Source organism: Collinsella sp. UBA1693 (genome assembly GCF_002320115.1).
In the GTDB taxonomy this organism is placed as follows: Bacteria; Actinomycetota; Coriobacteriia; order Coriobacteriales; family Coriobacteriaceae; genus Collinsella; species Collinsella tanakaei.
Genome location: NZ_DCJT01000001.1, coordinates 191,286 through 210,059, shown reverse-complemented (window position 1 = coordinate 210,059; position 18,774 = coordinate 191,286). Strand labels below are relative to the sequence as shown.

General features: G+C 63.6%; 17 protein-coding genes. 12 read left to right on the top strand and 5 right to left on the bottom strand.

Annotated elements, in window-relative coordinates; all coding sequences use genetic code 11:
- Positions 1–43 precede the first annotated feature (43 nt).
- The 3 genes from B3H65_RS00915 to B3H65_RS00905 all read left to right on the top strand — a co-directional run bounded on the left by B3H65_RS00915 (position 44) and on the right by B3H65_RS00905 (position 2,893).
- Positions 44–1,057 (top strand): macro domain-containing protein, encoded by a 1,014-nt coding sequence (locus B3H65_RS00915; RefSeq protein WP_286683759.1) that lies wholly within the window; start codon positions 44–46, stop codon positions 1,055–1,057.
- Positions 1,058–1,177: 120 nt separating this feature from the next.
- Positions 1,178–1,969 carry an ADP-ribosylglycohydrolase family protein gene (locus B3H65_RS00910; protein WP_286683758.1) on the top strand — a complete coding sequence of 264 codons (792 nt, stop codon included), beginning with the start codon at positions 1,178–1,180 and terminating at the stop codon, positions 1,967–1,969.
- Positions 1,970–2,086: 117 nt separating this feature from the next.
- Positions 2,087–2,893, top strand: coding sequence for an AIM24 family protein (locus B3H65_RS00905; protein WP_286683757.1), 807 nt, complete (start codon positions 2,087–2,089; stop codon positions 2,891–2,893).
- Between the two features lie 45 nt (positions 2,894–2,938).
- On the opposite strand, the gene B3H65_RS00900 is transcribed toward B3H65_RS00905, so the two are convergent.
- Complete coding sequence (locus B3H65_RS00900) at positions 2,939–3,349, bottom strand: peptide deformylase (RefSeq protein WP_009141652.1); 411 nt, start codon at positions 3,347–3,349, stop codon at positions 2,939–2,941.
- Between the two features lie 283 nt (positions 3,350–3,632).
- On the opposite strand from B3H65_RS00900, the gene B3H65_RS00895 reads away from it, so the two are divergent.
- The 6 genes from B3H65_RS00895 (at position 3,633) to B3H65_RS00870 (ending at position 8,149) form a co-directional block, all read left to right on the top strand.
- Positions 3,633–4,325, top strand: a complete 693-nt coding sequence (locus tag B3H65_RS00895; RefSeq protein WP_414630708.1) for a TIGR00730 family Rossman fold protein — start codon at positions 3,633–3,635, stop codon at positions 4,323–4,325.
- Positions 4,326–4,650: 325 nt separating this feature from the next.
- The gene (locus B3H65_RS00890; RefSeq protein ID WP_286683755.1) at positions 4,651–4,983 is read left to right on the top strand and encodes a hypothetical protein; all 333 of its coding nucleotides are present in this window, start codon (positions 4,651–4,653) and stop codon (positions 4,981–4,983) included.
- The gene (locus tag B3H65_RS00885) at positions 4,973–5,386 is read left to right on the top strand and encodes a biotin/lipoyl-containing protein (RefSeq protein ID WP_286683754.1); all 414 of its coding nucleotides are present in this window, start codon (positions 4,973–4,975) and stop codon (positions 5,384–5,386) included. The genes B3H65_RS00890 and B3H65_RS00885 overlap by 11 nt, the downstream gene beginning before the upstream one ends.
- Before the next feature lie 41 nt (positions 5,387–5,427).
- Positions 5,428–6,543 (top strand): sodium ion-translocating decarboxylase subunit beta, encoded by a 1,116-nt coding sequence (locus B3H65_RS00880; protein WP_009141656.1) that lies wholly within the window; start codon positions 5,428–5,430, stop codon positions 6,541–6,543.
- Positions 6,544–6,555: 12 nt separating this feature from the next.
- A complete protein-coding gene (locus B3H65_RS00875) occupies positions 6,556–6,699 on the top strand; it encodes an OadG-related small transporter subunit (RefSeq protein WP_009141657.1) in 144 nt (47 codons plus the stop codon).
- Between the two features lie 58 nt (positions 6,700–6,757).
- Positions 6,758–8,149 carry an oxaloacetate decarboxylase subunit alpha gene (locus B3H65_RS00870; RefSeq protein WP_286683753.1) on the top strand — a complete coding sequence of 464 codons (1,392 nt, stop codon included), beginning with the start codon at positions 6,758–6,760 and terminating at the stop codon, positions 8,147–8,149.
- A gap of 174 nt (positions 8,150–8,323) precedes the next feature.
- On the opposite strand, the gene pckA is transcribed toward B3H65_RS00870, so the two are convergent.
- Both pckA and B3H65_RS00860 read right to left on the bottom strand, forming a co-directional pair.
- Complete coding sequence (pckA, locus tag B3H65_RS00865; protein ID WP_009141659.1) at positions 8,324–9,907, bottom strand: phosphoenolpyruvate carboxykinase (ATP); 1,584 nt, start codon at positions 9,905–9,907, stop codon at positions 8,324–8,326.
- A 250-nt stretch (positions 9,908–10,157) separates the two neighbouring features.
- On the bottom strand, positions 10,158–10,967 hold the full coding sequence (locus B3H65_RS00860; RefSeq protein WP_286683752.1) for a biotin--[acetyl-CoA-carboxylase] ligase: 810 nt from the start codon (positions 10,965–10,967) through the stop codon (positions 10,158–10,160).
- A 188-nt stretch (positions 10,968–11,155) separates the two neighbouring features.
- On the opposite strand from B3H65_RS00860, the gene B3H65_RS00855 reads away from it, so the two are divergent.
- Complete coding sequence (locus B3H65_RS00855) at positions 11,156–12,082, top strand: TIGR02452 family protein (RefSeq protein ID WP_286683751.1); 927 nt, start codon at positions 11,156–11,158, stop codon at positions 12,080–12,082.
- A gap of 113 nt (positions 12,083–12,195) precedes the next feature.
- Here B3H65_RS00855 and B3H65_RS00850 read toward each other — a convergent pair whose 3' ends face one another.
- On the bottom strand, positions 12,196–13,065 hold the full coding sequence (locus B3H65_RS00850; RefSeq protein ID WP_286683750.1) for a YaaA family protein: 870 nt from the start codon (positions 13,063–13,065) through the stop codon (positions 12,196–12,198).
- A 126-nt stretch (positions 13,066–13,191) separates the two neighbouring features.
- On the opposite strand from B3H65_RS00850, the gene B3H65_RS00845 reads away from it, so the two are divergent.
- Positions 13,192–14,166: a PfkB family carbohydrate kinase gene (locus B3H65_RS00845; protein WP_286683799.1), complete on the top strand. Its 975-nt coding sequence runs from the start codon at positions 13,192–13,194 to the stop codon at positions 14,164–14,166.
- Between the two features lie 156 nt (positions 14,167–14,322).
- Here B3H65_RS00845 and B3H65_RS00840 read toward each other — a convergent pair whose 3' ends face one another.
- Entirely contained in the window at positions 14,323–15,714 is a 1,392-nt protein-coding gene (locus B3H65_RS00840; protein WP_286683749.1) for an aminopeptidase, read from the bottom strand.
- Positions 15,715–15,911: 197 nt separating this feature from the next.
- Here B3H65_RS00840 and polA point away from each other — a divergent pair, with 197 nt between their 5' ends.
- Complete coding sequence (gene polA / locus B3H65_RS00835) at positions 15,912–18,728, top strand: DNA polymerase I (RefSeq protein WP_286683748.1); 2,817 nt, start codon at positions 15,912–15,914, stop codon at positions 18,726–18,728.
- Positions 18,729–18,774 lie beyond the last annotated feature (46 nt).

Sequence of the window (18,774 nt, the reverse complement as noted above, 5' to 3'; positions counted from 1 at the left end):
AAGATGGGCGGCAACGGTTCCCTGCAGTGAATGGAGATGCGCCATGCCCCTGGTCCTTACACGCGACGACGTCTCGCGAGTCGATGCGGAGGCCGTGGTGAACGCGGCCAACGAGCATCTTTCTGCCGGTGGCGGCGTGTGCGGGGCCATCTTCGAGGCTGCGGGCCGTCGTGAGCTGGAGTCCGCGTGCAAGCGGCTGGGCGGCTGTCCCACCGGCTCCGCCGTGGTGACGCCGGGCTTTGGGTTGAAGGCCCGCTGGATCATACATGCCGTGGGACCCATATGGCGTGGCGGGTCGTGGGGTGAAGACGACCTGCTTCGCTCTGCATATCGCAGCGCCTTGGAGCGCGCTCGCGAGCTGGAGGTTCGCTCTGTCGCCCTTCCGCTGATCTCTGCCGGCATCTTTGGGTTTCCAATCGACCGCGCGTTGGCGATCGCGACCAGTGAGATCTCAGCGTTTTTGGATAGCGCTCAAGACGTCGAGGTGCGGCTTGCGGTGTTCGATCGGGCTGCCTTCGCTGCGTGCCTGGCTGATTACGGCACGGTCGCTGCGTATGTGGACGAGGACTACGTGGTGTCACGCCGCGCGCGCGATAGGATGGGAGACTTGCGGTCCTCTATGCCCGTTTGCGGCGCGCCGCCCGCAGGCCCCCGCCTGGGGTCCGTGCGGCCCGTGGTGGACGAGCGCGAGCTGAAGGATTTACTGGTCCACCTCGATGCGTCGTTTTCGCAGGCGGTCCTCTCCCTGATAGACGAGCGGGGTCTGACCGACGCCGCCGTATATAAGAAGGCGAACCTGTCGCGCCAGGTGTTTTCAAAGCTGCGCAAAGATGACGGCTACAGGCCCGCCAAGCCCACCGCGGTGGCGCTCGCGATAGCGCTCGAGCTGGATATGGGCCAAACCCGCGAGCTTTTGCAGCGCGCCGGCTACGCCCTGTCGACGGCGAGCACGTTCGATGCGATCGTGCGCTACTACATCGAGCGGCGCTCCTACGACATCGTGGCGATCAACCAGATGCTCTTCGCATTCGACCAGCCCCTGCTCGGCTCGTCTTAGCGTCTCGCGCCCCGTAGATGTCGCCTGGCGGTTTACCTCTGCCTCGCCCTTGGCGCGTAGCGTTTATCGCGAAAGGCGGGCTGGGGTTGCCTGCGAGCACTTTTTTGGCGAGGTGGGATTATGACGACGTTGAGAGATGCGGTATTCGGCCAGGCGGTGGGCGATGCCTTGGGGGTTCCCTACGAGTTCAGGGCGCGTGATAGCTTTGTGTGCACGGACATGACGGGGCACGGAACCCACGGCATGCCCGCGGGAACGTGGTCGGACGATACCAGCATGGCGCTGGCGCTCTGCGATTCCTACCGCGAGCTGGGGTGCGTGGAAGCGGACGATATCCTGGCGCGTTTCAGGGCCTGGCGAGACGAGGGCGCCTATTCCGTCGACGGCCTGTTCGATATAGGGATAACCACGTCGATCGCGCTCGATAGCGGGCGCGGCGGCGCGGGGGAGCGCGATAACGGCAACGGCTCGCTGATGCGCACCGTTCCACTCGCGTTCACCGATGCGACCGACGACGAGGTACGGGCGGTATCTGCCATCACCCATGCCCACGCGATCGCCTGCGATGCCTGCGTCGACTGCGTGAGGGCGGCGCGCATGCTGGCGTCCGGCGCGAGCGCGGAGCGGGCTGCGCTCGCGGTGGGTATGGGATGGGTCGCCACGGCCCCGCGCGGCGCTATCCGTTCAGGTGGCTACGTGCTCGATACGTGGGCGGCGGCGCTGTGGTGCCTGGTGCGGACGAGTTCCTATGAAGAGTGCGTGCTTGCTGCCGTCAACCTGGGCGAGGACACGGATACCACGGCGGCGGTCGCGGGCGCGCTTGCCGGGATAGTCTACGGGGCATCGTCCATTCCTCGTTCGTGGATGAACGCGCTTCGCGGGAAAGACGTGATCGAGCGGTGCCTCTTCTAGCACCGTCCGCCGAAGCCTGCGTCTCCATCCGCCGCGACGGCAAGGCGATCCACGGTGTCTTGGGTACCATGTGCTGGACGGCAACGAGCCCTTGATATCTACACGGAGGTACCGACCATGTCCTTCACCATCTACAATTTCGAGGATAACAACGACGTCAGCGTCTTGGCTCAGGCTGGGCAATTCAAGGTTATCCAGTGGGACCGTGACCTGTCGGTGTCCCCGGATAGTGCGGCGACCGCCTGGTTCTCCGCCCAGATGGATGTGCGTCGCCGCCAGCTTGTGGCGGAGTTGGACGGAAAGACGGGCGTTACGCTGCAGGCGGGCGCCATGCAGTGGACCGTTGGCTCCGTGCACGCGAACACCGGCGTCAAGAGCGCCGGGGACTTCATGGGCAAGATGTTCCGCGGCGCCGTGAGCCAGGATTCCGTCATCAAGCCGGAGTATTCGGGTACCGGCAGGCTGGTGTGCGAGCCCACATGGCGCCATCTCCTGTTGGTCGACCTATCCAAGTGGGGCGGCTCCGTGGTGCTCAACGACGGGCTTTTCCTCGCGTGCGACAGCACCGTCCAGCACTCCCTGCAGCGCCGCTCAAACCTTTCTAGCGCGGTGGCGGGCAACGAGGGCCTGTTCAACCTAAGGTTGGACGGATCGGGTATCTTGGCGCTCGAATCCCCTTGTCCGGAGGCGGAGGTGCTCTACGTCGATTTGCAGAACGACGAGCTGCGCGTCGATGGCAACTACGCGCTGGTCTGGACGTCCGGCCTCGAGTTCTCCGCCGAACGATCCGGCAAGAGCCTTATAGGGTCCGCGGCTTCCGGCGAGGGCCTGGTTAACGTCTACCGCGGCACCGGTCGCATCATGATGGCGCCCATGCAGGCTGCAACGTATTGCAATGTCTACGCCCCCGATGCCACATCGTAGATTCCCGGTCGAGCTTGATCGGGCCGCGTGGCGATTCCGCGCGCGTTAAATGACGACTCCGTCGCAGTGGTCGATCTCGTGCTGGATGATTTGGGCTGTGTAGCCGGAAAACGAGCGCTTTCTGGGCGAGAAGTTCTCGTCCTCATACAAAACGGTGATATTGCGGTAGCGCGTCGCCGGCCTCAGCCCCTCGAGCGACAGACATCCTTCTTCGGTCTCATAGGGATTGGACGAGGACTCGATGACGGGGTTGTACATCAGCAGCGCCTCCCCTTCGCAGTCGACTACGATGATGCGCTTCAAGATGCCGATCATGTTGGCGGCCATCCCTGCGCATCCTCGGCGGTTGGCGGCAAAGGTATCGAGCAGATCTTGCGCGACGCTTGCGTCTTGCGCGGTGGCGGGCGCGCTGGGGCGCGAGAGGATGAGCGTTGATTTCATAATGGGGCGGATCATGGGTTCCTCCTAGACGCGTGCTGTACGGGGCAATGGTACCGCAAGGGCGCGCGGCTCCTTACCGTTTTATGCGTCAGCCGTTACGCGCCGCTTGCGCATGGCGGCGTGCCTTGAGGGTATGGTGGTGGGGGACAGGGACGCGCGCCGAGCAGCCATGGGCCGCCGCGTCAAGAGTGGAAGTGGATGGGATATGGATATCGACAATGAAAGCCCGGCGCCTCAGCACGGGGATGCCGTGCAGGTTCAGCCGTTTGACGAGACCTATCGTCGCGGGCCGGTCATTATGCGCGGGCGCATGGTACCCAAGGACACCACGTATGGAAACCTGCTCGCACCCGAGGCCTCGACTGATTGGCTCCACATGGATCCATGGCGCGTTATGCGCATCCAGGCGGAGTTCGTGGACGGTTTTGGCGCCCTTGCGGGGCTCGGTCCCGCTGTGGCAGTTTTTGGATCCGCGAGGACCTCGGTCGATGACAAGATGTATGCGGCCGCGCGCGATGCCGCGACCCAGGTGGTCCGCGCCGGCTGCGCGGTCATCACCGGCGGAGGCCCCGGCATCATGGAGGCTGCGAACCGCGGTGCGGCGGAGGCGGGCGGCGTGTCGGTTGGCTTAGGGATCGAGCTTCCCTTTGAGGAGGGCCTCAACCCGTGGGTCAACTTGGGCATGAGCTTTAGGTACTTCTTTGTCCGCAAGACCATGTTCGTCAAATACTCAAGCGGCGCCATGGTGTTTCCCGGAGGATTTGGAACCCTGGACGAGATGTTCGAGCTTCTCACCTTGGTCCAGACGCACAAGGTGAAAGAGACGCCGGTGGCCCTGGTGGGCGAGGATTATTGGCGCGGCCTGTTCGATTGGATCGAGGGCACGGTCCGTGACGCCGGCATGATCGGCGAGCTCGATCACCGCATGGTCAAGATAACCGACGATGTGGACGAGGCGGTGGCGGTGGCGCTTTCCGGCATGCGGCGGTAGCGCGCGGGGGCGCGCCCGTGGACGGTGTCGCGGCGCACTGTTGGCCTAACTAACATAATGCAAGGTAAAAGGGATTGGCATCGAGGAGGCTCTTCGAGGTGCTAGTCCCTTCGTTTATGTATGTCAAGCGAGAACCGCTGACCGAGAAGGTTGCGTTCTACGCAGAATAACCGTTATTCCTTTATACAATCAACATATTGGACTAGTGCCGTTATGCCTCGCGGATATGGTGCCGACGGGGAAGCGGTGCGCGAGAGAGGACAGTTGTATGGGATTACGCTCTTGGTTGCGTGAGCGAGCACGGCGCTCGAGCGAGCGGCACCAGGTGGCTGAAGCCCGGGAGGTAAAGGCAAAGGAGGCGCCGCGCCCGCGAGAGATCGCTCCGGGTTTTGCGGAAGATGAGTGGCAAGAGCTTCCGGCCTATATTCCCGTCGACCCTGAAGAGCATAGGGTCGCCTGCGTGATCGCCGCCGCCATCGCCGCGGGGGATCGTCCGGAAAGCGAGATGAAGATCCGTCGCGTGAGCATGGCGAACCCCGAGTATCGCCGCGTTGCGTGCATAGCCACCGCGATGGGTGCCGGTGCGCTGGAAGAAAGCTCGTTTAAGGTACGTCGAATCTACAAGAAGAAGGATATGGAGAAAGATCATGCTGCGTAAGTTCAAGATTTCCATCGATGGAACCCAGTATCTGGTCGAGATGGAGGAGGTCGGCGCCCCGGTGCCCACCCCTGCTGATCTGGCCGCCCCCGCCCCGGCGCCCGCGCCCGCAGCGGCTCCCGCCCCGGCTCCCGCTGCCGCCCCGGAGCCCGAGGCCGCGCCTGCCGCCGCAACTCCGGCTCCCGCCGGCGCTCACGTGCAGGGTGCTCCCATGCCCGGCACCATCTTGGATATCCATCTCAACGTCGGCGACCCGGTCAAGGCCAACCAGCCCGTCATGGTTCTCGAGGCGATGAAGATGGAGTCCGAGATCGTCGCCGAGGTCGACGGCGTCATCGCTTCCATCGGCGTATCCAAGGGCGATATGGTCAACCCTGGCGACGAGCTGTTCAGCATCGCCTAGCGCCGTTCCGTCCATCTTCTACTTGAAAAGAGGCGTGACCATTGGAAACGTTGATTGAAGGGGTTATCGGCCTCGGCGCCGAGCCGGGCCGCATCGTCATGATGCTTATCGGCGCCATCCTTATGTATCTGGGCATCAAGAAGGAGTACGAGCCCACGCTGCTCGTCCCCATGGGCCTGGGCACCATCCTTGTGAACATTCCCAACACGGGCGTTCTCATGACCGGCGGCGAGGCCGGTCCGTTTCAGGTCCTGTTCGAGGCCGGTATCGAGACCGAGCTGTTTCCGCTTCTGCTCTTCATCGGTATCGGTGCCATGATCGACTTCGGTCCGCTGTTGTCTAACCCGTTCCTGCTGCTCTTTGGCGCAGCCGCCCAGTTCGGCATCTTCTTTGTCATCATCGTGGCGGTGCTCGCCGGCTTCGATATCGCCGACGCCGCCTCGATCGGCATCATCGCCGCGGCGGACGGACCTACATCTATCTTTGTAGCGAATTCGCTGGGATCAAAATATATGGGCGCCATCATGGTCGCGGCCTACTCCTACATGGCGCTGGTCCCCATCATCCAGCCTATCGCCATCAAGGCCGTTACCACTAAAAAAGAGCGCCGGATCCGCATGAAGTACAAGCCGGGCGAGGTATCGCAGACGGCGAAGATCCTCTTCCCGATCATCATCTGCGTGGTCGCCGGCCTCATCGCCCCGGTATCCTTGCCGCTGGTCGGTTTCCTTATGTTCGGTAACCTGCTGCGCGAGTGCGGCGTGCTCGACCGCCTGTCCGTCTCCGCCCAAAACGAGCTGGTCAACCTGGTTTCCATCCTGCTGGGCCTGTGCGTCTCGGTGAAGATGGTCTATACCGACTTCCTCCAGTTCGACACCCTGCTGGTAATGGGCCTGGGTCTTCTGGGCTTTGTCATGGACTCCGTGGGCGGCGTCATGTTCGCCAAGCTGCTCAACCTGTTCCGCAAGGAGAAGATCAACCCCATGATCGGCGCCTCGGGCATCTCCGCCTTCCCCATGAGCTCCCGTGTCATCCAGAAGCTCGCTACCGAGGAAGATCCCCAGAACTTCATCCTCATGCAGGCTGCCGGCGCCAACGTTGCCGGCCAGATCGCATCGGTTGTTGCCGGCGGCCTGGTCCTTGGCCTTTTGCTTTAAGGGAGGTTTGAGATGGCTGAACTGTTTTCCGGCGACCTCGCAACAGCTTTCCAGATTCTGGTTCTTGGCTGGGGCGGCATCTTTGTTGTCATGCTCATCATCTACCTGGTGTCCATGGCTCTTTCCAAGATGTTCCCGCCCAAAAAGGACGCTTAAGGCTATTCCGTTCGTTTACGTTCGATACTCTATATAGATAGGAGGTGCGACTCATCCCATGGCACATAAGATTCGCTTTATGGAGACCATCCTGCGCGACGGCCAGCAGAGCCAGATCGCGACGCGCATGCCCATCGAGGATATGGTTCCCATTTTGGAAACCCTCGATAGCTGCGGTTACGAGTCGCTTGAGGTTTGGGGCGGCGCGACGTTCGATTCGTGCCTGCGCTTTTTGAACGAGGATCCCTGGGAGCGCCTGCGCACCATTCGCTCCCATGTGAAGAACACCAAGTTGCAGATGCTGCTGCGCGGCCAGAACCTTCTGGGCTATCACAATTATGCGGACGATATCGTCGAGTCCTTTGTGAAGAAGTCTGTTGAGAACGGCATCGATGTCCTGCGCATCTTCGACGCGCTCAACGACACGCGAAACCTTACCACCTCGATTCGCGCTGCCAAGGAGGCCGGCGGCGAGGTGCAGGCTGCGATTTGCTACACCACCAGCGAGGTCCACACCATCCGCTATTTCGTATCCCTGGTGAACGAGATGGAGCGCGCCGGTGCGGACTCCATCTGCATCAAGGACATGGCGGGCGTCCTCACGCCGGACGTCGCCTACGAGCTTGTTTCAGAGATTAAGAACGCTACCAGCCTGCCGCTCGAGCTGCATACGCACGGTACGGCCGGCATCGCCCAGATGACGCTCCTCAAGGCCGTCGAAGCGGGCGCCGACATCATCGACACCTGTATGTCCCCGCTTGCCGAAGGCACCAGCCAGCCGTGCTCCGAGTCCATGGCAATCGCGCTTGAGGGCCTGGGCTATGACACGGGCCTTGACTTGGGCCCCATGGAGGAGGTCGCCAAGGCGCTGCTGCCCGTGCGCGACGGCTTCCTGGCATCCGGCGTCCTTAATCCCAAGGTGCTGGGCGTCGACCCCAAGGCCCTGCTCTACAAGGTTCCCGGCGGCATGCTCTCCAACCTGCTCAACCAGCTGAAGGAGATGCATATCGAGGACCGTTACGGCGAGGTTTTGGCGGAGGTCCCCCGCGTGCGCGCCGATATGGGATATCCGCCGCTGGTCACCCCGCTGTCGCAGATGGTGGGTACCCAGGCGATGATGAACGTCATTTCCGGCGAGCGCTATAAGATCGTGCCGTCAGAGATCCGCGACTACGTCCACGGTATGTACGGACGCCCGCCGGTGAGCATCTCCAAGGAGATCCGCGAGAAGATCATCGGCGACGACGAGGTTATCGCCTGCCGTCCCGCCGACTTGATCGAGCCTCAGATGCCCAAGCTGCGCGAGGAGATCTCGCAGTACGCCCGCAGCGAGGAGGACGTGCTTTCCTACGCCCTGTTCCCCGAGCAGGCGCGCGACTTCCTCGGCCGCCGCGAGGACCCGTTCTACGACGTCCCCGTCCAGGAGGTAAGCGTCTCCATCGACTGCTAGGATCTTGGCAGCCGGCAGTTATATTGGTTTTCTTGTAAACGCCCGTCCATCGCATGCCCGTGCGGTGGGCGGGCGTCTTTGTGCCGCCGGAGCTAACGCCGGGCCATGAAAAGAGCCCGCCTGCACGGACGGCAAGCGGGCTGAAGGGGGGCTTGTGGGGCGTGCTTGATAGCGCTAGCGCTTCAGCGTGGTAAGGTCCTCGAGCGAGGTGCCGGGGTAGCGCTTCTCGAAGTTCTCCTTGAAGAGCTTGGCGAGCTTGGCGGCAGCCTCGTCGTAGGCCTCGGGATCCTCCCAGGTCTTGCGGGGCTCCAGCAGGTCGGACGGTACGCCCAGGCACTCGCGCGGAACGTCGACATCGAAGACGTCGTCATGGCGATAGCCGGCGTAATCAAGCGAGCCGTCCATGGCAGCGCGCACCAGGGCGCGGGTGTGGGAGAGGGCGATGCGGTGGCCCACACCGTAGGGGCCGCCGGTCCAGCCGGTGTTGACCAGGTAGACGCGGGTGTTGTGCTTGGCGATCTTCTCGCCCAGCAGATAGGCGTAAACCATGTGGTCCAGCGGCATGAAGGGCTCGCCGAACAGCGCGGAGAACGTGGGTTGGGGCTCGACGATGCCGACCTCGGTGCCGGCGACCTTGGAGGTGTAGCCGGTCAGGAAGTGGAACATGGCCTCGGTGCGGTCCAGGCGCGAGATGGGGGGCAGCACGCCGTAGGCGTCTGCGGTGAGGAACAAGATGACGCTGGGGGTCTCGCCCACGCTGGGCTCGACGGCGCTGGGGATATGGGTCAGCGGGTAGCCGGCGCGGGTGTTCTCGGTGATGGAGCCGTCGGAGTAATCGGGCTCGCTGGTCTCCGGATCGAGAACCAGGTTCTCGGTAACGCACCCAAACTTGATGGCATCGAAGATCTCGGGCTCGCGCTCACGGGTGAGGTCGATGCACTTGGCGTAGCAGCCGCCCTCGATGTTGAAGATGCCGCGGGGGCTCCATCCGTGCTCGTCGTCACCGATCAGGCGACGGTTGGGGTCGGCGGACAGGGTGGTTTTGCCGGTGCCGGACAGGCCGAAGAGCACGGCGGTCTTGCCAGTGGCGGGGTCGACGTTGGCCGAGCAATGCATGGAGAGAACGCCGTCCTCGACGGGGAGCAGATAGCTCATGGTCGTGAAGACGCCCTTCTTGATCTCGCCGGAATACCCGGTGCCGGCGACGATGATGCCCTTGGTGTCGAAGTTGAGCATGACCGCAGCGTCGCCGTCCACGCCGTCGACTTCCTTGCTGGTGGAGTAGCCGGGGGCCGCGAAGACCGTGATGTCCGGACGGCCGAAGTTGCTCAGCTCGTCCTTGGTGGGACGAACTAACAGCTGGCTAATAAAAAGCGCCTGGCTGGCGCGCTCGCAAACAACAAGGACTTTTCGGGCGTAGGCGCGGTCGGCGCCGGCAAAGGCGCGGACAACAAAGACCTCGCGATCAGAGAGGTAGGCGGCGACGTTGTTATAGAGGCGCTCGTAGGTCTCGACGTCGATGGGGCGGTTCTGGGGGCTGTTCCAGTTCACGTTCTCGTGCGCCTTGGGGGCGTCGACGATGTAGCGGTTCTGGGGGCTGCGGCCGGTGTACTTGCCGGTCTCGCACATCAAAGAGCCGGTGTTGGTGAGAACGCCCTCGCCTGCCTTGACTGCGTACTCGGTAAGCTTTGCCGGGGACCAATCGACGTTGACCTTCTCAGAGTTGATTCCAAGATCTTTAAGTATCGTCCTGATCATTTCACTCACTCCTTGGTTGTCTTGTCCAGTGATACTCAAACGCATGGCTACCACTATGCCCTCTTCGCAGATACGCGGGACGAAAAAATCGGTCAAAGTGATGGGCTGAAACGGGCAACGGTTTACGAGACATCTGTAAAAAAATCGACTGGCCTGCAAACGTGCAGACCAGTCGATTGCTGATTTTTTGGCTCGCTTCGCAGTCCGATCCTTTGGCGCGATCCTGGGTCGTGCGGGGCAAATGATGTGCTTAATCGCAGGCCAGAGGCCTAAGCGACACATGGGTGGAGTCAAGCGCGAGCGTCTTGCCGTCTTGGTCCACCACTATCGCGCGGCCCCAGGGGTCGATGCCGTTAAGCGTTCCCGTGCCAAGAAGTTCGTGCTGGGGGGAAAGGATCTTGACCTTCTCGTTGCTGTATGCGACTAGACGGTTGTAATCCTCGACAATGCCAAAAAGGGGAGGGGCTCCCTTGCCTTCGCGTGCAACGACGCGTGCCCAAGACTCATAGGTTTCAAGCACGTGCAAGCGGATGGTCTTGGCGGCGTGGTCGATGTCCGGCATGGTGCAGCAGGGTGACAGCGCGTCAGCCAGGCACGTGATGGGTAGGGCTCCCTTGGTCCGGGCGCCGGCGTCTGGTAGGGAGAAGTTGATGCCGCAACCGCATACGGCGGCAATACCCTGGGTCGTCTGCACGGCCTCGACCAGGATGCCGCCCAGCTTGCCCGCGGGCGTGATGACGTCGTTGGGCCATTTAAGGGCGAGGTCGGCGCAGCCCAAAGATTCAAGCGCGCGGACCACGCCCAGGCCGCACGCTACGGGAATGCCGGGAAGCTGCGTCGGCGCAAGGGCGGGCCTCAAGAGGATGGAGAGGTATAGCCCGCCGTCTGGGGACGCCCAGTTGTGCGATCGCCGCCCGCGACCCGCGGTTTGCGTGCGCGCCCTGATAGCCATGCCGTGCGGGGCCCCTGCGCGCGCCCGGGACATGAGCTCCTCATTGGTCGAGCCAACGCTTTCTAGGACAACAAGATCCTTGTCCGCGTGCTCGCGGGTTCGATCCATATGCGCTCCTAACGTGTTGGGGTGGCGAGTGCCTCTTTTTGGCATTGTACGCCCGGGGCGCGCATGCATGCATCTGGTTAAAACGTTGGCATCCCGCACGGCGTTCACGGGTACCATGGACTGCAGTGGCGGATATGCGCGCTTACGGCGTAGGTCCGCGCGAGTAAAGGCATGAAGGAGGCTATCCCATGGCATTTGGTAACAATCGTTCTGATACGGGCCGCCCGCGCGCGGGCCGTTCCGGTGAGCGCGACAATCGCAAGGCGGAGCGCGCCCGCAAGAACGAGCTGCACACCAAGGATATGGAGGACGCGTACGCCAAGGATATCGAGCGGTCATTCGCCGGGCTGCGCACGGTAGACGGCTCGCCCAAGGTGGAGGTGGAGGGCTGCGTGCCGTCCGTCGCCGTTATAGACCAAGACGCCGTGACCGCAATTTTGGAGAACGGCCGCGGCCGCGCCCAGTTCTGCGATATGGCGGTGCTGGACTTTGCATCCTTTACGTCGCCGGGCGGCGGCTATATCCGCGGTTCCGTGGCGCAGGAGGAGTCGCTGTGCATGGAGTCTTATCTCTACAACGTGCTTAAGCGCAAAGAGGATTGGTACGTTGAGAACCGTCGCCGCAACATCAACTGCAACCTGTACAAGAACCGTGCCCTGGTGGTGCCCGCCGTGCGCTTTGGCCGCGACCGCGTGCACGCATATGCCGACGTGCTGGTGGTGGCGGCTCCCAACGCCCGCCGCGCCCGCGAGGAGTATAACGTGGACAAGGAGACCTTGGAGCGCGCCATGCGCGAGCGCATCCGCTTCGCCCTTTCCCTTGCCGACGAGCTGGGCCATGAGAAGCTGGTTTTGGGCGCCTTTGGTTGCGGCGTGTTTGGCTGGGATGCAAGCGTGGTGGCGGAGATGTTCCGCGAAGAGCTCAGCCTTGGCGCGCACGTGGCAAAGCAGGTGGTCTTTGCCGTGCCCAAGGGCCGTTTTGACGAGAACCTGCCCAAGTTCGCCCATGCGTTCGCAATGTTCCCGGACAAGAACCCCCAGGCGTACGCAACGCCCGTGGTGGAGGTAAAGCCCGTGGTGGAAGAGGACGAGGACGACTGGCGCAAGTATCTGTAAGGAGCCCTAGAGACAAAGATGCCAAGCATGGGCCCCCGCCTTCCCAGAGATGTAGATGGGGAAGGCGGGGCCCTTTATATTCATGGCGGGCGCGGACTCATGGGTTCGTTGGCTTAGCTCTTCATGAATACCAGCGTTTGGTTGCCGCCCGCGTTTGCTGTGGGCGAGTAGTTGGACGAGAGCTGGGGCGAGAAGGCATAGCCCACGTTGAAACGGGTTAGATCCGCCGGGTTCTCTATGCGGTTCTCCGCCATCCAGCGGACCATGGAGCCGCGGGCGGTCTTGCTGGCGGTGGAGCGCTGCACGGGCTTGCCTGCCCGCAGGTCCTCGCCAAAGATGCAGGTGATGCAGCGCGAGCTCTGGTTCAGATGGGGAAGCACCGCCTTTGCGTACTCCACGCTGGCAAGGTTGATCACGCATGTGCCCGCGTGCGCCGCCGCGCCGGTTTGCGGCGGGGTTTCATCGTCCATATAACCGCAGACGGCCCGGGCCAGCGCATCTCCCCAGAAGGCGTAGAGGTTCTTGGCGCCGTCTGCGGCCAGCTTGGCGCCCATTTCAAGGCGATAGGGCTGCACGGCGTCAAAGGGTCGCACGCACCCGTACAGGCCGGAGAGAATCCACAGGTGGCTTTGCAGCCATGCGAGCGACTCTTGGTCCAGGACCTCTGGCGCCATGCTTTGGTATTGAATGCCCACGTAGGAGAATGCGGCGGGCGAGACCAGGCGGGCGAGTTCGGGGTTGTTGAGGTCGCCGGCGTCCATAAGGGGTTCGAATGCGTGCAGGCGGTCGAGGTTTTGCTGCAGCAGCCTGTCGCTGACCGACCAAAGCGCCTGGAGCGCGTCCTTGCCGTCTTGATGCTCGATTTGCAAAAGGCGCTGGTGCAGCGTGGCGGTGCGCTGGGGGTAGGGCGGGATGCCTTGCGCGGCGAAGGCGCTTGCGCAGACGCGCATCTGCTTGGCAGGGGAGATGATGACTTGCAGCATGGGCTTGTATCCGTTTCGCACGAGATTTGCGTAATGGCTGGGCAGTGCCTTTGGATGGTACCATGCAGACCGTGATTGGATTTCGCCGTCGGCGGGCGGCACGTGCGAGGAGGCACCGTGGGAAAGATGCTGTTTGTAGGGGTCACCTGCGCGGACGTGGTGATCAACGTGGACCGTCTGCCGCGGACCGCGCAAGATGTTATTGTCTACGGGCAGAAGACCATGCTGGGCGGATGCGCGTTCAACGCGTTTTCTGTGGCGCACGCCCTGGGCGAGCCCGCGCTGCTGTTTAGCCCCGTTGGCACGGGCGCGTTTGGCGACTTTGTACGCAAGGGCCTTGCCGCGGAGGGCGTGCCCGTGCTGGTAGAGAACCCGCAGATGGAAAACGGCTGCTGCTATTGCTTTGTGGAGCCCGGCGGCGAGCGCACGTTCATCGCGTACCACGGGGCGGATTATCACTATGAGTCCGCGTGGTTCGATGCGCTTGATATGGACGAGGTCGACGCGGTGTATTCGTGCGGCCTTGAGATCGAGGACCCCACCGGTCCGGTGGTGGTCGAGTTCTTGGAGCGAGCATGCGCGGGCAAGCAGCTGTACTTTACTCCGGGGCCTCGTCCCGAATCGCTGCCCATGGACCTGGTGGAGTGCATCTACGATTTGCACCCCCAGTTGCATATGAATGCGGACGAGGCGTGCGTAGCTGCCGCGCGCCTTACGGGTGAGGCGGATGCGTTCGCGCGTGGCGGCGCGGCGCACGGCGGCGCGGCGGACGGGGACGCGCCCGGCGTCGACCAGGCGGTGGTGCGGGCGGTCGCCGTACTGCAGAAGCGCGTGGGCAACACCGTTTTCGCTACCATGGGGCCGGACGGCTGCTATTTCGATACCGGTGAGCGCCGCGGCGTGGTGCCGGGCGTGGCGGCGACGGTGGTGGACACCATCGGCGCGGGCGATTCTCATATTGGCGCGCTGATGAGCGCGCGGCACCGCGGCGAGTCGATCGAGGGCGCCCTGATGCGCGCGAACCGCGTGGCATCTGCGGTGGTGGGCGCGTCCGGCGCGCATCTGCCGCGCGAGCGCGTGGTGGAGGCTGCCGGGTATTAAGCGCGCCGCACTTGGCGGCTATTTTTCCAGAAGAACTCGTTCAAAGATAAAACGGCCCGACCCGCTGACCGGATGCGTTGCCGGTGCAGGGGTCGGGCCGTATTCGTTGCGGCGGGCGACTCCGGGCGGGGCCGTCCCCGCGGTGCTTGCGCGGCGCTAGGCGCGGGCGATAAAGGCCTTATAGCCCTTGTAGGCCTCGAAGATGTCCGCCTTGTTGGTGGCCTCCCAAAGCGCGTGCATGGAGATGACCGCCACGCCGGAGTCGATGACGTCCATGCCGTACTCGGCCAGGATATAGGCGATGGTGCCGCCGCCGCCCGCACCGATGCGACCGAGCTCGCAGGTCTGGTAGTCGACGCCCGCCTCGTCCATGATGTCGCGGATCAGCGCGAAGTACTCGGCGTCGGCATCGTTGGAGCCGCTCTTGCCGCGTGCGCCGGTGTACTTGTTGAAACACAGGCCGTGACCCATGATGGCGGCGTTCTTCTTCTCGAAGCGGTCGGCGTAAAGGTGGTCGAAGCCGGCGGAGACGTCGGAGCTGAGCATGCGGGAGTTGGCGAGCGCGCGGCGAAGCGCCAGCGGGGAGTCCTCGCCGGCCAGCGCCATGATCTCGGCGACGGTGTTCTCGAAGAAGCGGCTGGTCATGCCGGAGGCGCCCACGGAGCCGATCTCCTCCTTGTCGACCAGCAGGGTGACGCTGGTGGTCTCGACCTGGGGCACGTCGAGCTGGGCGAGCAGGGAGGTGTAGGCGCAGACGCGGTCGTCCTGGCCGTGGCCCAGAATCATGGAACGGTCCAGGCCCATGTCGCGGGCGGGGCCGGCGGGCACGACCTCTATCTCGGCGGAGAGGAAGTCCTCCTCCTCGACGTCGTACTTCTCCTTGATGAGGTTGAGGAACATCTGCTTGACGGGCTCCTTGGCCTCTTCGTCCCCATCGATCACCACGGGGCGGCCGGCGACGATGACATCGAGGTTCTCATGCTCGACCGCCTTGCCGGCGGGCTTCTCCATCTGGTCGCTCGCCAGGTGGATCAGGAGGTCGGAGATGCAAAAGACGGGATCGGCCGCATCCTCGCCCACCACGACGTCGACGGTGGTGCCGTCCTTCTTGCAGATGACGCCGTGAAGCGCCAGCGGGGTGGCGACCCAGTGGTAGGCCTTGACGCCGCCGTAGTAATGGGTGTCCAGGTAGGCCATGTCGCCGGCCTCGTAGAGCGGGTTCTGCTTGAGGTCCAGGCGCGGGGAGTCGATGTGGGCGCCCAGGATGTTCATGCCCTGCTCCATGGGGCGGCTGCCCAGGTTGACAAGCATAAGGGTCTTGTTGTGGCTGACGGCGTAGACCTTGTCGCCCGCCTTGAGCTCGCGGCCCTGCTCGACGGCATCGGCCAGGTTGGTGTAGCCGGCGGCCTCGGCCAGCTTGATGGATGAGGTCACGCACTCGCGCTCGGTCTTGTTGTCGCTGATGAAGGCGCGGTAGCGCTCGCAGAGATCGTCGAGCTCGGCAAGCGCCGCCTCGTCATATTTCTTCCATGCGTTGGGTCGTTCCATGACGTTCCTTTCGTTCTACGCAGGTTGTGTTACCGCATGCCATGGTATCACGTGGACGCGGAGCCTTTGTGCCTTCTATCGCGGCGGGCGTATTCGCTTCGCTTGCGGAAGAGTAGGGGAGGGCGCTGTGGGATATGGCGCCAAGGGTGCCGCTCGCGTAGACTGGTGCACAGCAGAAAGATACAAAGGAGGGTCTTATGACCGACGTTTCGACCGATGTCTCCTCGTCCACCGCATCCGCGCCCCGCCGCCGCGTGGTGGCCGTCATCGACGGCAACTCGCTGATGCACCGCGCGTTCCATGCCGTGCCGCCTACCATGAATGCTCCGGACGGGCGCCCCACCAACGCCGTCTTCGGCTTTCTCAACATGTTCCTCAAGATGGTCGACGCCTTTGACCCGGACGGCGTGATCTGCGCGTTCGACAAGGGCCGTCCCGCCGTGCGCATGGAGATGCTGCCGCAGTACAAGGCGCAGCGCCCGCCCATGGACAACGACTTGCGCCAGCAGTTCCCCATGGTCAAGAAGCTGCTCGAGGCCATCCGCGTGCCCATTGTGGAGGCCGAGGGCTGGGAAGGCGACGACATCTTGGGCACGCTCGCGCGCCGCGGCGAGGCCGCCGGTTGCGACATGCTGCTCATCACCGGTGACCGCGATATGTACCAGCTGGTCACCGATCACATCAACGTGGTCTCCACCCGTAAGGGCCTCTCTGACATCGCGATTATGACGCCGGAGAGCGTGGACGACCTCTACCATGGCATCACGCCCCAGCTGGTGCCGGACTTCTACGGCCTCAAGGGCGATAGTTCGGACAATATTCCCGGCGTGCCGGGCATCGGTCCTAAAAAGGCGAGCGCGCTGATCGCCCAGTACGGCAGTTTGGACGAGGTCATCGCCCATGCGGACGAGGTCAAGGGCAAGATGGGCGAGAACCTGCGCGCCCACATCGAAGACGCCCTGCTCTCGCGCGAGGTGGCGCGTATCCGCACGGACGCCCCCATCGAGATGGATTTCGATACGCTCGCGTTTCCCGCCTACGACGCGCAGTCCGTGGGCGAGGGTCTGGGCGAGCTGGGCATCATGGCCATGCAGAACCGCTTCCTGGCGCTGCTTGGCGAGGACGCTGGCGCGGCGGCGGACGCTGCCCCGGCGTTCGAGATGCCCCGCGTGGTCGCGGTCGCGCACGCAGAGACGGGCGAGGGCGTTTCCGAGGCTCTGGAGGAGGTCGCCCGCGCCATCGAGGCGGGCGAGTGGCTCGGCGTTACCTTGGACGATGACAAGGATGAGGACGCGCTCTTTGGCATGACGCGCGCGCTGTGGGTGGCCACCGCCTCCGGCATGGTCTGTTTCGAGGAGCCGCAGACCGCGGGTGCGTGCGCTGTCTGCGTCGACGCTGCCGACAAGAATGGTGTTGACGCGTCGCGCGGCCTTATCAACGGCGTGCTCGTCCACCTGTTCACGCGCGCCCTTGTCTGCTCGCCGGACGTCAAGGCGCTCATCCACCAGCTGTCGCCCATCGACTCGACGGAGCCGGAGCTGATGGATCCGCTGGACGTGGACTCCGATCGCGTCTTCGATACCACGGTCGCCGCCTACCTGCTCGACTCCATCCGCTCCGAGTTCGACGCAGCCTATCTGGCGGATACCTACCTTTCCTCCGGCCTGCCCGCCGCGCGCGGGGAGGACGGTGCCGCCGAGGACGCGCCTACGGCTGCCGCGCGCGATGCGGCGGTGTCGGTCGCGGCGCGCGAGGCGCTGCAAGCGGCGATGGAGCGCGATAGCGACATCGACGTCTTCACCCAGATAGAGATGCCGCTTGTTCCGGTGCTCGCTGGCATGGAGCGCGCCGGCATGCTGGTGGATCCCGATCGCCTGAAGGCCTTGTCCGACCAGCTTGGCGGGCAGATCGACGCTCTGGTCGCGCGCATTCGCGAGCTCGCCGGCGACGAGACCTTCAACATCTCCAGCCCCATGCAGCTCTCGCACATCCTGTTCGACGTGATGGGCCTGCCCACCAAGGGCCTCAAGAAGACGCAGCGCGGTTACTACTCCACCAACGCCAAGGTTTTGGACGAGTTCGCCCGCGACAACGAGTTTGTCCGCCTGGTGTTGGAGTACCGCGAGAAGACCAAGATCAAGTCCACCTACTTGGATGCCCTTGGCCCGCTGCGCCGTTTAGACGGCCGCGTGCACACCACCTACAACCAAACCATCACCGCGACGGGCCGCCTGTCCTCGTCCAGCCCCAACCTGCAGAACATTCCTACCCGTTCCGAGTTGGGGCGCACGGTGAAGACGGCGTTCTCCGCGGGCGAGGGCTCCGTGCTGCTGGCGGTTGACTACTCGCAGATCGAGCTGCGGCTGCTGGCGCACCTTTCCGGTGACGAGCATCTGGTGGCGGCTTTCAACGAGGGCGAGGACTTCCACGCCGAGACCGCCGCGCGCGTCTTTGGCGTGCCGGTGGACCAGGTGACTCCTGCGCTGCGAAGCCGTGCCAAGGCGGTCAACTTCGGTATCGTCTACGGCCAGCAGGCGTACGGCCTGTCGCAGACGCTCGATATTCCCATGGGCGAGGCACGCGAGATGATCGATCGCTACTTCGACGCGTACCCCGGCGTGCGCGCCTATCTTGACCAGACCATCGCCGACGCCAAGGCGACCGGTTATGCCGTGACCATGTTCGGCCGTCGCCGCCCCATCCCCGAGCTCAAGATGAAGAATCCCGTGCAGCGCGGTTTTGGCGAGCGCACCGCTATGAACCACCCTATGCAGGGATCTGCTGCGGACATCATCAAGATCGCGATGATTCGCGTGGCCGCGCGCTTGCGCGATGAGGGCATGGTCAGCCGCATGGTCCTGCAGGTGCATGACGAACTTGATTTTGAATGCCCTCTGGACGAGGTCGAGAAGCTCACCGCTTTGGTTCGCGACGAGATGGAGAACGTGGTGAAGCTGCGCGTGCCGCTGATTGCCGAGGCCTCTACGGGCGAGACCTGGGCGGACGCCAAGTAGCACCCGGTAAGTAATACGTGGGGCGGGAGGTCCCCTTCCCCTGGAG

Coding starts and splice junctions, on each gene's coding strand:
- B3H65_RS00910 (WP_286683758.1), top strand. CDS start 1,178: ATGACGACGTTGAGAGATGCGGTATTCGGCCAGGCGGTGGGCGATGCC.
- B3H65_RS00850 (WP_286683750.1), bottom strand. CDS start 13,065: ATGCTGCAAGTCATCATCTCCCCTGCCAAGCAGATGCGCGTCTGCGCA.
- B3H65_RS00845 (WP_286683799.1), top strand. CDS start 13,192: ATGCTGTTTGTAGGGGTCACCTGCGCGGACGTGGTGATCAACGTGGAC.
- B3H65_RS00840 (WP_286683749.1), bottom strand. CDS start 15,714: ATGGAACGACCCAACGCATGGAAGAAATATGACGAGGCGGCGCTTGCC.
- polA (WP_286683748.1), top strand. CDS start 15,912: ATGACCGACGTTTCGACCGATGTCTCCTCGTCCACCGCATCCGCGCCC.
- B3H65_RS00875 (WP_009141657.1), top strand. CDS start 6,556: ATGGCTGAACTGTTTTCCGGCGACCTCGCAACAGCTTTCCAGATTCTG.
- B3H65_RS00915 (WP_286683759.1), top strand. CDS start 44: ATGCCCCTGGTCCTTACACGCGACGACGTCTCGCGAGTCGATGCGGAG.
- B3H65_RS00860 (WP_286683752.1), bottom strand. CDS start 10,967: ATGGATCGAACCCGCGAGCACGCGGACAAGGATCTTGTTGTCCTAGAA.
- B3H65_RS00895 (WP_414630708.1), top strand. CDS start 3,633: ATGCGCGGGCGCATGGTACCCAAGGACACCACGTATGGAAACCTGCTC.
- B3H65_RS00855 (WP_286683751.1), top strand. CDS start 11,156: ATGGCATTTGGTAACAATCGTTCTGATACGGGCCGCCCGCGCGCGGGC.
- B3H65_RS00885 (WP_286683754.1), top strand. CDS start 4,973: ATGCTGCGTAAGTTCAAGATTTCCATCGATGGAACCCAGTATCTGGTC.
- B3H65_RS00905 (WP_286683757.1), top strand. CDS start 2,087: ATGTCCTTCACCATCTACAATTTCGAGGATAACAACGACGTCAGCGTC.
- pckA (WP_009141659.1), bottom strand. CDS start 9,907: ATGATCAGGACGATACTTAAAGATCTTGGAATCAACTCTGAGAAGGTC.
- B3H65_RS00870 (WP_286683753.1), top strand. CDS start 6,758: ATGGCACATAAGATTCGCTTTATGGAGACCATCCTGCGCGACGGCCAG.
- B3H65_RS00900 (WP_009141652.1), bottom strand. CDS start 3,349: ATGATCCGCCCCATTATGAAATCAACGCTCATCCTCTCGCGCCCCAGC.